Source organism: Nioella sp., assembly GCF_965215655.1.
Classification (GTDB): domain Bacteria; phylum Pseudomonadota; class Alphaproteobacteria; order Rhodobacterales; family Rhodobacteraceae; genus Nioella.
The window spans coordinates 1,333,881-1,346,508 of the sequence record NZ_OZ244111.1 but is presented as its reverse complement, the minus strand read 5'-3'; the positions used below and the strand labels follow the sequence as shown (position 1 = coordinate 1,346,508).

The window sequence follows — 12,628 nt, the reverse complement described above, 5'->3', positions numbered from 1 at the left end:
AAGACGGACAGCCGCAGATAACCGGACGACACACATGCTGAAAACCCGCATCATCCCCTGCCTCGACGTGGCCGACGGGCGCGTGGTGAAGGGGGTAAACTTCGTGGACCTGATCGACGCCGGTGACCCGGTGGAATCGGCGCGCGCCTATGATGCGGCCGGGGCGGATGAGCTGTGCTTCCTCGACATCCACGCGACCCACGAGAACCGCGGCACCATGTATGATCTGGCGACCCGCACGGCGGAACAGTGTTTCATGCCGCTGACAATTGGCGGCGGGGTTCGCACGGTTGAGGATGTGAGGAACCTGCTCTTGGCGGGCGCCGACAAGGTCAGCTTCAACTCTGCCGCCGTGGCCGACCCCGACGTTGTGGCGCGCGCAGCCGACAAGTTCGGCAGCCAGTGCATCGTGGTCGCCATCGACGCCAAGACGGTCGCACCCGGCAAGTGGGAGATCTTCACCCATGGCGGGCGCAAGGCGACCGGCATCGACGCGGTGGAATTCGCCAAGACGGTCGTGGAAAAGGGCGCGGGCGAGATCCTGCTGACCTCGATGGATCGCGACGGCACGCGGGCGGGGTTCAACCTGCCGCTGACGCGCGCGATTTCCGATGCGGTGCCGGTGCCGGTGATCGCGTCGGGGGGCGTCGGCAATCTCGACCACCTTGTCGAAGGCGTGACGATTGGCGGGGCCTCCGCCGTACTGGCCGCGTCGATCTTCCATTTCGGCGACTACACCATTGCCGAGGCCAAGGCCCATATGGCCGCCGCCGGTATCCCGATGAGGCTTTCATGACCACGCTGACCCGCCTTGCCGCCACGATTGACGCCCGCAAAGGGGCCGACCCCGACAGTTCCTGGACCGCGAAACTGCTGGCCAAGGGGCCGGAAAAATGCGCCGAGAAATTCGGGGAAGAGGCCGTGGAGGCCATTATCGAGGCCGTGAAGGGCGACCGGGAGCGGCTGACGAGCGAAGCGGCGGATGTGCTCTATCACTTGCTGGTGATGCTGGCGGCGCGCGACGTGGCACTGGAGGATGTGCTGGCAGAGCTGGAGCGGCGCGAGGGGGTCTCTGGATTGGCCGAGAAAGCGAGCCGCAGCTAAGCCGTTTCGAAACGGCTTTTTCACGCGGTTTCGAAACCGCGTCAGAAGGGCCTTGCAAGGCCCTTTTTTCAAGGCGTTTCGAAACGCCTTCCCGCACCCTTCAAAGCTTGGAACTGATGATCCCGGTATTGAACCCGCCCATCCGCAGTTCGCCAAACAGGCGCTGATACTCGATCTTGGGGCAGCGGTTCTGGATCACCTGCACCCCCCGCGCCTCGGCCTTTGCCGCGGCTTCCGCATGCTCCACCCCAATCTGCATCCAGATCGTCTTGAGGCCCGGAAACCGGTCCAACGCCTCATCGACAATCGGCGGCACGGAGTCTGACCGGCGGAAGATATCGACCATGTCGACCGGCCCCTCGACCTCGGACAGTGACGCCACCACCGTCGCCCCGAACAGGATGCGTCCCGCATGGCCCGGATTCACCGGGATCACCCTGAAGCCTTTCAGCTTCAGGTAGCGCCCCACGTAATGCGACGGCCGCACCGGGTTGGGCGACACGCCGACACAGGCGATAGTTTTCGTTTCACGCAGGATCTTGCGCAGAAGATCATCGGAAGGATTCGTTGTCATGGGCGCAGCCCTAGCACAAGAAAAAGGCGCCCGCAGCGGGATTTCGCTACAGGCGCCAAGTGCGGAACGAGGGACAGTGATGGGCGCTTCGGTGTTCCGAACCGTGCGCCATACGTTGCAATTTAGCAACTTTCAGGCGCATTTAAAGGGGTGGAACGAAAAAGTGATTGAAAAGAGTGGCTACCCCAAAATCGCGGGCCAGTTCGCGTCCGCCAATGCAACATTGCCCGGAATGTCGCGTTCCCACCGGCGCCGTATGCGCAGCGACGCATTCAGGAACAGCCTACCCGCATGGATCGTCCAGGCCTCGGGCACTGTCTCCGCGACATAGCCACGCGACGCCGCCCAGGCACAGTAGCCGCCATAAGCGGGGGCAAATGCCATTGGGTCGGCGGCAAACCTGTCACGGTTGACCGCAGAACTGAACAGCCAGCGCGCGCCGTTCCAGTCAACCGCATAGCCTGCCTGTCCCGCAACCGGTTCTCCGGCATCGAAATAGGCAACGGGATCCGTGCCGTTGATGGCCACACCTGCCGAGGCAAAAACGGGTGGCGAAGAAGCAAATGCCGCGCCAACCTGCAAAGACAAGGGAGCGGCTGCAAGAAGCGTCAGGGCGGTGCGGCGGCGGATCATGGGAGTCTCCTTGAAAGCTTCCCCCAAGATTGCCCTCTTCGTGCCGCCAGAAAAGCCCCCTGACGCAAGCGTGAACGAATGTCAGTCGAAAATATCCTCGACGAAGTCGAACGCGTCTTCCAGCATATCGGACCACATCGACTTGCGTCGCTTGGGCTTCTTTTTCTTCTTGCCCCGGTCGGGCCGGTCATGGTCACGATACGCGGCGGGTGCGGGCGCAGCGCGTTTCGGCCTGCGCGGGCGGTCCTCGCGCAGCGCCTTCATCTCATGCAATGGCGCGCCACAGTTTCCGCAGGCCAGTTCATGCCCGCCGCGCGCCGTCAGCCGCAGGGCGGTTCTGGTGCCACAGTAACAGCATGTGGCGATCTTGGTGGTCATTCAGCTCTCCGGGTTGCGTGTCATTGCATATAGGGACACAGCCGCCGCATTCGAGACGTTGAGAGAGCCAAATTCGCCCGCAAAGGGAATCCGCACCAGATGATCGCACAGCTCACGGGTGCGCGCCCGCAGCCCCGGCCCTTCGGCCCCAAGGACCAGAGCCACCGGACGGCCCGCCAGATCTGGGGCCAGATCGTCGATCACTTCTTTGCCTTCACCCGCCAGCCCGACCAGCGTATAGCCCATTTTCTGCAACTCCTGCATCGCATCGCCCAGGTTCTTCACCCGCAGATAGGGTTGACGTTCGAGCGCACCCGAGGCGGTCTTGGCCAGTGCCCCGGTTTCAGGGGCGGAATGGCGATGCGGGGCGATGACGGCCCGCGCGCCGAATACCTCGGCCGAGCGCAGGATCGCGCCCACGTTATGCGGGTCGGTGACCCGATCAAGCAGCATCAGACGCGGCGAGGCCTGACCCGGTTCGCAGAGATCAGTCAACCGGCCCCAGTCGAGCGGCTTCACCTCCAACGCCGCCCCCTGATGCACCGATCCGGGATCGAGCGGCACCGGAAACTTGCGCGGATCGGCAATCTCCGGCTCCAGCCCCGCACCGGGAATCGCATCGGCCAGCCGGTCGGCGGCATTCTTCGTCACCACCAGCCGCAGCTTTTCGCGCGCCGGATTCATCAGCGCATCGCGCACCGCGTGCAGCCCGAAAAGCCAGACGGTTTCCGCCGCAGAGGCCCGCTTGGCGCGCTCCTTCTCGATCACCCATGTCGGTTTCTTCACGGTCCGGTCTCCTTCATGACTTGCAGGGCAGCTACGCCGCCGGAGGATGCAAAGGCAAGTCCGGTTTTTGGCCGATTTTCATCTTGACGCCCCTGACCGGGCAGATTATCCCCACCCGGCGTTCGGTTGAAGAACCGAAAGCAAGGGCGACGTGCTGCAAGGTGCGGCAGCGGACTGTAACTCCGCCGGGGAACACCCATGCCTGGTTCGATTCCAGGGTCGCCCACCATCTCCCCTCCTATCCGCCCGAGATTCTTGCAATCGACGCGCCATGGACAGCGCCGTGCAAATCGTGACCCGTCGGGCAGCCTGCCGTGCACCTGACAGGATTGCGATGCGATGAGGACGGGAAAGCCCGATTGCAAGGCTGGTTCAGCCCGGTCTGTGACGCTAGACTGCCGCCAATCAACAAGTGGTGGTGCCGAGCAGTATGCCCAAAAACATGTTCAACGTTGTTGTGGTGGGCCAGAACGGCCGCCTGCAATACGAGGCGGCGCTTTTTGCCGCCAGCTTTCGCGCCGCCAACCCCAGGTTTCCGGGACGTCTATACATCGCGGAACCGCAGCCCGGTCCCCATTGGCAGGGAGATCCGCGTATCGGCGACACCGGAGTGAAGGAACTTCTGGACCGGCTGAAGGCCGAAGTCCTGCCATTCGAGTCTCGGCATTTCGGCAAGGACTATCCCTATGGCAACAAGATCGAGATGCTCTCGGCCCTGCCCAAGGGCGAGCCTTTCGTCTTCTTCGACACCGATACGCTGATCCTCGACGATCTGACCAAGGTGCCCTTCGATTTCGACCGGCCCTCCGCCAGCCTCAAGGTTGAAGGCACTTGGCCGCAGATCGAGCTCTATGGCCCCGGCTACACCGCCATTTGGAAATCGCTTTATGACAGGTTCGGGCTGGATTTCGAAAGCTCGCTCGACCTGACGCAACCCGATGAATACTGGCGGCGCTACCTCTATTTCAACGCCGGGTTCTTCTACTACAAATGCCCGAATGAATTCGGTGCGCGCTTCCTCGACTACGCCACCGCGATCCGCAATGACCCGCCAGAAGAGATCATCTGCCAGACCATGGACCCCTGGCTCGATCAGGTCGCCCTGCCCCTGGTGATCCATTCCTTCGGCGGCGGGCGGGAGGCTCTGGAACCGGGCTGGCTGGACGGGCGCACAAGCTGTCACTATCGCTTCCTGCCGCTTCTATACGCCCGCGAAGAGCAACGCGTGGTGGATGTGCTGGAGGAAGTTGCCGCTCCCAACTGGGTCAAGAAAGTGCTCAAAGGCTATGAGCCGATGAAGCGGATGATCTATCAGGGCAAGGGCGCCAAGGCCCGCGCGCTCTTTGACCGGGACAACCTGCCCCGGCGGGAGCAGGCCATCCGCAATCAGTTGAAGCGCGAGAAACTCTGGCTGCGCTAGACGTCAGTTCCCCTGATCATCCTGCGTGACGACGGGCGGGCCATCAAAGCTGCCCGGCTGCGGCCACATCGTCGGGAAATACGGAATGGCCTGGGCCGAAGCTAGGGTGACAGTGGTGATCGTGATCAGGGCAGCGAGGGTCAGGCGGGTCATCGGTATGTCTCCTTTGGATGAAACGCGATGACCCCCAGATGGGCGTCAGTGCGGCCTCAATCGCTCTGATTCCGGAAGCGATGGGGATTTTTCGAAACCAGCGAGAGGTTGGCCGGAATCAAGTGCCCGGCGGCGGAACTCCGACGGGCTTTCCCCGGTCTGGTCGCGGAATGCCTTGTTGAATGGCCCGAGCGAGGCAAAGCCCACATCATAGGCGATCTCCAGAATTGTGCGCCGTGCTTCGCCGGGATCGGCCAGCACCTCCTTGGCGGCGGCAATCCGGTAGCTGTTGATGAAGGTCGGAAAGTTGCGGAAGCCAAGCCGCCGGTTGATGACCGCGCGCAGCCTATGTTCCGGCACCCCGATCTCGGCCCCGAGGGCGGCAATGGTGAGCCCCTCGCGCCGCCAGATGCCGTTCTCCAGTGCGTTCTTCAACGCCGACACAACCGACCCGTCCACGGCTTCGGCCCGCCGGTCCACCGGTGCGGCGGGTTTCACCGGTTCGGTGAAGCAGATGCAGGCCTTCGGTTCAGGCTTCAACACCCACAGCGCATAGGCGAAGGCGAGCGCGAGGAAGGCCAATCCCTGCGCCAGTGTCATCGCATCGGGCACGGCACGGTAGCCGAAAATCAACTCGGTCGAGGATATCGACACGCCAAGAATGGCGATGGCCGACAGAAAGGCGGGGCGGAATTTCAGCCGGTCTTCAACAAGATCCTCCTTGGCGGTTCGAATTGCCATGCCAAGCAGCGCCACGAAGAAGGCCAGCATCACGAGGCCCCGCGCCACTTCCAGCCCCGGCACCCAGATGCCGGCGATGGCAAGTGCCACCGCGATCCCCGCCGCCAGCAACCACGGCAGCCGGTCGCGCGGATCGTCGAGGAAGAGCGTCACCACCAGCCAGCAGACCGCCAAGGGCACGAAGATCGCCGCCAGCAGCAGCACCGGGATGATCGCCGGGGGAAAGCCGGGCGCGGCAAGGCTCGACAGCAGCGCATAGCCCGCCATGGTCAGCGCCAGCGCTGAAACGGGTCGACCCACGGGCCGCGTCTGAGGCACGATCATCAACGCGGTCGCACTAAGCAGCGCCAGCGCGATGGCAGCGGCGCGGATGGAGATGTCGAACAGGATCATGGCAGGCCTCGGATCGCGGAAACGTGGCCCCTAAATAGGCCGCTTGCCCGCGCAATGCCCGTCGATTCCGAAGAAGCTCGCGGATTTCGGAAATCAACCGGCCTCGGACGATCAGGGCCCGGCCGAAGCGCGCAGGAGAATGATCTCCCCCGTGGCCGGGAGGTAGATCGCCGACTGGCTGGACCCGCTGTCGAAGACGTGGCTCGCAACGAAGGCCCCCGGCGCATCGAGCGCGGCGCGCAGCCGGGCGCCTGTATCTGTTCCGGCCCATGCCTCTTCGCAGCGCTGAAGCCCCCCCGAAAGCGCAACGGGCGTGGCCTGCCAGCCGGTCAGGTTCCGGGCCACGTAGCCAAGCGCGGGCGGCTCCGGTGTGGGGTCCGTCAGCCGCGCGGCGTGCCACTGGCAGGGGCTGTTCGACCGGCCGTAGGTGCCGAGACGTTCCATCGGGGCGCTGCCCAACCTCTCTTCGAAGGCGGCGCGGAGGGCCCGCTCCTCGGACCGGTTCGACATCAGCAGGAAGATCCCCCCGAAAACAACGACCAGCCCGAAAAGAACAAGCCCGCCGAGGATCATCTCCCGCGGGCTTGCTTTACGTTGATCGGACATGCCGGGATCAGCCCGCGGTGGCGGGCTCTTCCTTCTTGCGTTCGGTGTAGATCAGCAGGGGCTGCGCATCCGAGGACACCGCTTCCTCGTTCACCACCACTTCCTCGACGCCTTCGGTGCCGGGCAGGTCGAACATGGTATCCAGCAGGATATCCTCCATGATCGAACGCAGGCCGCGCGCACCGGTCTTGCGGGCAATCGCGCGCTTGGCGATGGCCGACAGGGCATCATCGGTGAATTTCAGCTTGGCATCTTCCAGTTCAAAGAGCCGCTGATACTGCTTGACCAGCGCATTCTTGGGCTGGGTCAGGATGGTCACAAGCGCGTCCTCGTCCAGGTCTTCGAGCGTCGCGATCACCGGCAGACGACCGACGAATTCCGGGATCAGGCCAAACTTCAGCAGATCCTCCGGTTCGAGATCCTTGAAGTATTCGCCCACGGATTTGTTGCTGTCGTCACGCACATCGGCGCCGAAGCCCATGGCGCTGCCTTTGCCGCGCTGCGCGATGATCCGGTCGAGACCGGCAAAGGCCCCGCCGCAGATGAAGAGGATGTTCGTGGTATCCACCTGCAGGAATTCCTGCTGCGGATGCTTGCGCCCACCCTGCGGCGGCACGGAGGCCACGGTGCCTTCCATGATCTTCAGCAGCGCCTGCTGCACGCCCTCGCCAGACACGTCGCGGGTGATCGAGGGGTTGTCGGACTTGCGGGTGATCTTGTCGACCTCGTCGATATAGACGATGCCGCGCTGCGCCCGGTCCACATTGTATTCGCTGGCCTGCAGGAGCTTGAGGATGATGTTTTCCACATCCTCACCCACGTAACCGGCTTCGGTCAGCGTGGTGGCATCGGCCATAGTGAAGGGCACGTCGAGGATGCGAGCCAGCGTCTGCGCCAGCAGCGTCTTGCCGCAGCCGGTGGGGCCAATCAGCAGGATATTGGACTTCGCCAGTTCGATATCGGATTTGCCGGAGTTATTGAGGCGCTTGTAATGGTTGTGAACAGCAACCGACAGCACCCGCTTGGCATGCATCTGGCCGATCACATAGTCATCCAGCACTTCGCAAATCTCACGCGGGGACGGCACGCCTTCCGAGGATTTCAGCCCGGCGGACTTGGTTTCCTCGCGGATGATGTCCATGCACAGTTCGACACATTCATCGCAGATGAAGACGGTCGGCCCGGCAATCAGCTTGCGCACCTCGTGCTGGCTCTTGCCGCAAAAGCTGCAATAGAGCGTGTTCTTGGTGTCGTTGCCGGATGAATTCGCCATATCGTCATACCTCAACGGGTTTTCGCACTGTGCCGAAGGGCGTTCGCCCTGAAATTCGGCTCCGTTCGCGTAAGCCTAAAGCAGCCCAAACCGGTCCACAATGTCAAAATGGCCTTGGGCCCACCCCAAAACCAAAGCGCCCGCGCAAGGCCCCTGCCCTGCGCGGACACGTTATTTTCAAGCCTCGGCCGCACCGCGGTTTTCGACGATCTCGTCAATCAGGCCCCAGTCCTTGGCCTGTTGGGCATCCATGAAATTGTCGCGTTCCAGCGCATCGACCACCGATTCCAGCTTTTGCCCGGTATGTTTGACGTAGATCTGGTTAAGGCGATCTTTCAGCTTCTGGGTTTCCTGGGCGTGGATCATGATATCCGTCGCCTGACCCTGGTAGCCGCCCGAGGGCTGGTGCACCATGATGCGGCTGTTGGGCAGCGAGAAGCGCATTCCCGGTTCGCCCGCCGTCAGCAAGAGCGAGCCCATGGACGCCGCCTGCCCGACGACAAGGGTCGAAACCTTGGGCTTGATGTACTGCATCGTGTCATAGATCGACAGGCCCGAGGTCACGACACCGCCGGGGCTGTTGATATACATGGAAATTTCCTTGGACGGGTTCTCTGCCTCCAGGTGCAGAAGCTGCGCCACGATCAGGCTGGACATGCCGTCATGCACGGGGCCCGACAGGAAGATGATCCGCTCCTTCAACAGGCGCGAGAAGATGTCATAGGCACGCTCGCCCCGGCTGGTCTGTTCGACCACCATGGGAACCAGCGTGTTCATGTAAACGTCATATGGGTCTTTCATCGGGCCTGCCTCAGGTAAGGGTACATGCTTTGTCGGAAGGTTATGGCCGCCCCATGGGGACTGCAAGGGGGGGTGGATCACGAATTACCCCCGCGCGGGCGCTTTTCAAGGACGGCGGCCCTGGCCCTAGCGGCTCGCCAGCCACATCGTGGCCCCCCAACGTGGCAGCAACACCACATCTTCGCACGGATCGCGCGTGGCGATATCACCGATCAGCCCGGCCACATCCCGCACGCCGTTTTCAAAGGGCAGCAGGCGGCAGGCGGTCTGGAACAGGTCTCCGGTCAGTGGCTGGATCGCCCAGACCCGCTGTTCGCCATTGCTGTCCCAGGACACGATATGGTCGCCAGAGGGCGTGAAATCTGCGGCCACGTAGGTCACCAGCCCGTCGCGGGCATGGGCGAAGGTGTAAAGCGGCAGGCCGGTCTGCGCGTCCCAGACATAGACCTGCCCGTCATCCGCGCCGGTCACAAGCAGCCGTTCATCGGGGCTGAGCGCCATGGAGGTCACGAACCCGTCATGGGCGAGCCGCTCATTGTAGAAGGGCGGCGCATCCTCGGCCACATGGGTCAGGCGCAGCACGTCGGGCTGGTTGGGCAGGATGTTGACCCGCATCCCCGTCGCCATCAGCTCCATCGCGGCAGCATTGCGCCCGGCATCCGAGGTGGACACCACCGCCTCGGTCATCGCGTCCGAGATCGAGGGCACGGAATGCCCTGTGGACACGTCAAAGAGCCGCATCACCCCGGCCTCGTCATGGGTCATGACAGCGTTGCCCTGCGGCGAGAAATGCACGTCATGGACCGGGCTGCGATGGCCCAGAAGGGTGATCAGGCTTTTGCCCGTGGGCACGTCATGAATGCGCGCGCGGTTGTCGGAGGCCCCCACAGCCATCCGCAGGCCATCGGGCGACAGACCAAGCCCGAGGATATCCACCCCGTCGAGATACAGCGCGCTTGGCGGCAGAATCGCGTCAAACGTCGTCAGGTCCCAGACCCCGGCAATATTGCCGGTGGCGGCGGCCACGGTGCTGCCATCAGCCGAGACATCCATCGCCACGACCGGCCCGGGCATGCGCAGCCTGTGGATCAGCCCCATGGCCCGCCCGTTCAGCGCCGGGACGAGGTCAATCACCCGCACCTCATCGCCAACCGTTGCGATCAGCCGGGCGCTGCCTGGCACGAAGGCCAGCGCGGTCACGTCATCCCCAAGGCTGAGCGGGTCACGCAAGGCCCGGCCCGACACGAGGGAATGGAAGTGCAGCTCGTTCGTTTCGGTCGCGACCACCAGCGTATCCACGCCCGGCGACAGCGCTGCCGACAACACCCGTTCTCCGCCCTGATAGGGGAGGCCCGACATTTCCCCCTCTCGAGGGTCCCACACCGTCACACGGCTGTCACGGATCAGCAGGAACCGGCCCCGGTCATACAGGATTCGCGGCGCCATTCCGGCTGCGGGCATCGCAAGCTCGCCTTCGATCACGGCACCGGTTTCGGGGTCGAACACCGCGCCGGAACCGTCGGCAGACACCGTCACCACATGGCCCGACCCCGGCAGAAATTCCACGAAATGGGCAGGCGCATCCGGCAAGGTCACCGTCGCGCGCAGGCGTTGGCCCTGGATCGTCTGGCCGAGCGTTTCCAGAACCTCCAGCCAGGCATCCGGCGCACGGCAAAAGCTGAAATCAATAAGCGGCAGGATATTCTGGATCGCAAGCACCGGGTCGAGCGTCTGCGCTTCCCTCGCCCGCGACCGCAATTCCTCGCATTGCTGGTTACTCACCCAGAAATAGCCCCCGACAAGCGCCGCGCATATGGCGACGGTCGAGGCCACGGCGCTGCCGATCTGGAACCATTTGCGCCGCGACATCCCGGCCTTGAAATAGCGCCAGTGATCGCGGGTCGGCCCCGGAGCATTGCGCGGGTTGCGTTCGATCCAGCGGCGCATGGCGCGCAGTTCGGCCCCGCGCGGCGGCGCCCCCACCCCGGCCAGGAACCGCGCCGCCTGTTCGCCGAAGCGGGTATGGTCGCGGATCCATTCGATATCGCGGTCCAGCGCTGAGTCCAGCCGCTCGATGGCCTGCGACCATTCCCCGTCCTCGCCGTAGAACCGCACATAGTTGATTTCGCGGATTTCCGGCGGCAGGTCCGGCCCGACATCCTCGAAGGCCGCAGGGACCATGCGCTTGTTCAGCTCCAGCGCGAACTGCATTTCCATCCGGCAGGCGGGCGAGGTGATCCAGTTCGGTCCAAGAACCAGCACCACCACGTCCGATCCCTGCATCATGTCGCGGATGCGGGCGGTGATCAGCTCCGTCTCCAGAATGCCTTCGCGGTCGATGAAGACCTCATGGCCACGCGAACGCAGTTCTTCCCACAGGAAATCGGCCCGATCCCTGTCCTTGTGAGAATAGGAGATGAAGATTCGCGAACGTTGGGTCATGTGGCACCATCAAGCCCTGCGAGCGGCAAAAAATCCACCCCCGCAGAGGCAGGAAGCATCTGTGATTCTCCACAAAGAAGCGGCCAGAGCCGGCCTTGCCAGCACCTGCCCCGCAGAAACCACCGCGCGACGCCGGAAATTATTGCCTTCATCATCAATTACTTACCTATGGCGGGGCAAAAAACAGCCCGGAAAGTCAAATAAGTGTATTTACAACACGTTTTGTTAGTGTCATAACGACAATACGAACTGACACAAACACATCACCACTCAAACCTACCATACGAAAGACCAGATTAAGACCTCCTCCAAAGACCTTTTCCTCCCTCTCTCTTTTCTTAATCCTCAAGACGATCCGTCCTATCCCTGTCCCCATGAACTGGATCGTCCGGCCGGCCCCTTCTGTCCCAGGGGGCCGGCCAATTTACTTGACGGGACTCCGTCAGTGTGTGAACTTTACACCATACATTCAGCCCCGGGACGGGTTACCATTTTTGAAAGGGCCGGGTTCAGACCGGCGAACGGGCAGGCATGAGTTATACATATGAATATCCGCATCCCGCGGTCACGGCTGACATCTGCATTTTCTCGATCCGCGAAGGCACGTTGAAGGTTTTGCTGATCCAGCGTCTGATCGACCCCTTCAAGGATTGTTGGGCCATCCCCGGTGGCTTCATCAAGATGGACGAAGACCTTGTCGTCGGCGCTGCACGAGAGTTGGAGGAAGAAACCGGGGTGTCCGGCGTGCCGCTGGAACAGCTGGGCGCCTATGGCGCGCCCGACCGCGACCCGCGCGAACGGGTGATCACCGTGGCCTTCATGGCGCTGGTGCCGTCTGACCAGATGGTTCTGGCCGCAGCCACCGACGCTGCCGATGCCCAATGGTTCGACATGGACGAACTGCCTCCGCTGGCCTTCGACCACGCCACGATCCTCGCCGATGCCCGTGCCCGGCTGGCCGACAAGGTCACCAACCGCGTGACGGAGACAGCGAAATCCGCGTTCCAGTTCCTGCCGCAGAAATTCACCCTGGCGCAGGCGCAGGCGGTGTTCGAGACCCTTAAGGGCGAACCGCTGGACAAGCGCAATTTCCGCAAGTGGATTGCGGCGAACTGGGATCTTGTCGACCTGAACGAAAAAACCTCTGGCGGGCGGCACCGGCCTGCCGCGCTCTATTCGGTCGATTTCTGAAAAAATGGCCCCGGAGCATCGCACCGGGGCCGAATAACGCGCCCGGGCCGGGAGAGGAGCCCTGCGCCGATCCGCGTCAAACACGAATCTTACCTTCATGTTTAACAACCGCAGGTTTTGCGCACTCTGATCT

The 12,628-nt window shown here is 62.9% G+C and carries 14 protein-coding genes and 1 tRNA gene; 5 read left to right on the top strand and 10 right to left on the bottom strand.

Translation table 11 applies throughout. The annotated features are described in order from the left end of the window. Window positions 1-34: 34 nt before the first annotated feature. Window positions 35-796, top strand: coding sequence for an imidazole glycerol phosphate synthase subunit HisF (gene hisF / locus ACOOEX_RS06945; RefSeq protein ID WP_420397738.1), 762 nt, complete (start codon window positions 35-37; stop codon window positions 794-796). Continuing rightward, window positions 793-1,104, top strand: coding sequence for a phosphoribosyl-ATP diphosphatase (locus ACOOEX_RS06940; RefSeq protein ID WP_420397737.1), 312 nt, complete (start codon window positions 793-795; stop codon window positions 1,102-1,104). The genes hisF and ACOOEX_RS06940 overlap by 4 nt, the downstream gene beginning before the upstream one ends. Before the next feature lie 100 nt (window positions 1,105-1,204). On the opposite strand, the gene ACOOEX_RS06935 is transcribed toward ACOOEX_RS06940, so the two are convergent. The 4 genes from ACOOEX_RS06935 to rlmB all read right to left on the bottom strand — a co-directional run bounded on the left by ACOOEX_RS06935 (window position 1,205) and on the right by rlmB (window position 3,475). Next, window positions 1,205-1,678, bottom strand: a complete 474-nt coding sequence (locus ACOOEX_RS06935) for a CoA-binding protein (protein WP_420397736.1) — start codon at window positions 1,676-1,678, stop codon at window positions 1,205-1,207. Between the two features lie 180 nt (window positions 1,679-1,858). Next, window positions 1,859-2,311 (bottom strand): YHS domain-containing (seleno)protein, encoded by a 453-nt coding sequence (locus tag ACOOEX_RS06930; RefSeq protein ID WP_420397735.1) that lies wholly within the window; start codon window positions 2,309-2,311, stop codon window positions 1,859-1,861. Window positions 2,312-2,392: 81 nt separating this feature from the next. Continuing rightward, on the bottom strand, window positions 2,393-2,689 hold the full coding sequence (locus ACOOEX_RS06925; RefSeq protein WP_420397734.1) for a hypothetical protein: 297 nt from the start codon (window positions 2,687-2,689) through the stop codon (window positions 2,393-2,395). After that, entirely contained in the window at window positions 2,690-3,475 is a 786-nt protein-coding gene (gene rlmB / locus ACOOEX_RS06920) for a 23S rRNA (guanosine(2251)-2'-O)-methyltransferase RlmB (RefSeq protein ID WP_420397733.1), read from the bottom strand. A gap of 144 nt (window positions 3,476-3,619) precedes the next feature. On the opposite strand from rlmB, the gene ACOOEX_RS06915 reads away from it, so the two are divergent. Together ACOOEX_RS06915 and ACOOEX_RS06910 are read left to right on the top strand one after the other, a co-directional pair. Continuing rightward, window positions 3,620-3,704: transfer RNA gene (locus ACOOEX_RS06915), tRNA-Tyr, on the top strand. Window positions 3,705-3,905: 201 nt separating this feature from the next. Continuing rightward, window positions 3,906-4,895 (top strand): hypothetical protein, encoded by a 990-nt coding sequence (locus ACOOEX_RS06910; protein ID WP_420397732.1) that lies wholly within the window; start codon window positions 3,906-3,908, stop codon window positions 4,893-4,895. Between the two features lie 3 nt (window positions 4,896-4,898). Here the strand turns inward: ACOOEX_RS06910 and ACOOEX_RS06905 are convergent, their stop codons facing one another. The 6 genes from ACOOEX_RS06905 to ACOOEX_RS06880 all read right to left on the bottom strand — a co-directional run bounded on the left by ACOOEX_RS06905 (window position 4,899) and on the right by ACOOEX_RS06880 (window position 11,304). After that, window positions 4,899-5,048, bottom strand: a complete 150-nt coding sequence (locus tag ACOOEX_RS06905) for a hypothetical protein (protein WP_420397731.1) — start codon at window positions 5,046-5,048, stop codon at window positions 4,899-4,901. Between the two features lie 45 nt (window positions 5,049-5,093). After that, entirely contained in the window at window positions 5,094-6,182 is a 1,089-nt protein-coding gene (locus ACOOEX_RS06900; protein ID WP_420397730.1) for a helix-turn-helix domain-containing protein, read from the bottom strand. A gap of 111 nt (window positions 6,183-6,293) precedes the next feature. After that, window positions 6,294-6,788, bottom strand: coding sequence for a hypothetical protein (locus ACOOEX_RS06895; RefSeq protein ID WP_420397729.1), 495 nt, complete (start codon window positions 6,786-6,788; stop codon window positions 6,294-6,296). Window positions 6,789-6,795: 7 nt separating this feature from the next. Next, the gene (gene clpX / locus ACOOEX_RS06890) at window positions 6,796-8,061 is read right to left on the bottom strand and encodes an ATP-dependent Clp protease ATP-binding subunit ClpX (protein ID WP_071690216.1); all 1,266 of its coding nucleotides are present in this window, start codon (window positions 8,059-8,061) and stop codon (window positions 6,796-6,798) included. 177 nt (window positions 8,062-8,238) lie between these two features. Continuing rightward, window positions 8,239-8,862, bottom strand: coding sequence for an ATP-dependent Clp protease proteolytic subunit (locus tag ACOOEX_RS06885; protein WP_071690215.1), 624 nt, complete (start codon window positions 8,860-8,862; stop codon window positions 8,239-8,241). Window positions 8,863-8,988: 126 nt separating this feature from the next. Next, on the bottom strand, window positions 8,989-11,304 hold the full coding sequence (locus tag ACOOEX_RS06880; protein WP_420397728.1) for a toll/interleukin-1 receptor domain-containing protein: 2,316 nt from the start codon (window positions 11,302-11,304) through the stop codon (window positions 8,989-8,991). A gap of 531 nt (window positions 11,305-11,835) precedes the next feature. Here ACOOEX_RS06880 and ACOOEX_RS06875 point away from each other — a divergent pair. Next, on the top strand, window positions 11,836-12,495 hold the full coding sequence (locus ACOOEX_RS06875) for an NUDIX hydrolase (protein WP_420397727.1): 660 nt from the start codon (window positions 11,836-11,838) through the stop codon (window positions 12,493-12,495). The last annotated feature ends 133 nt before the right edge of the window (window positions 12,496-12,628 follow it).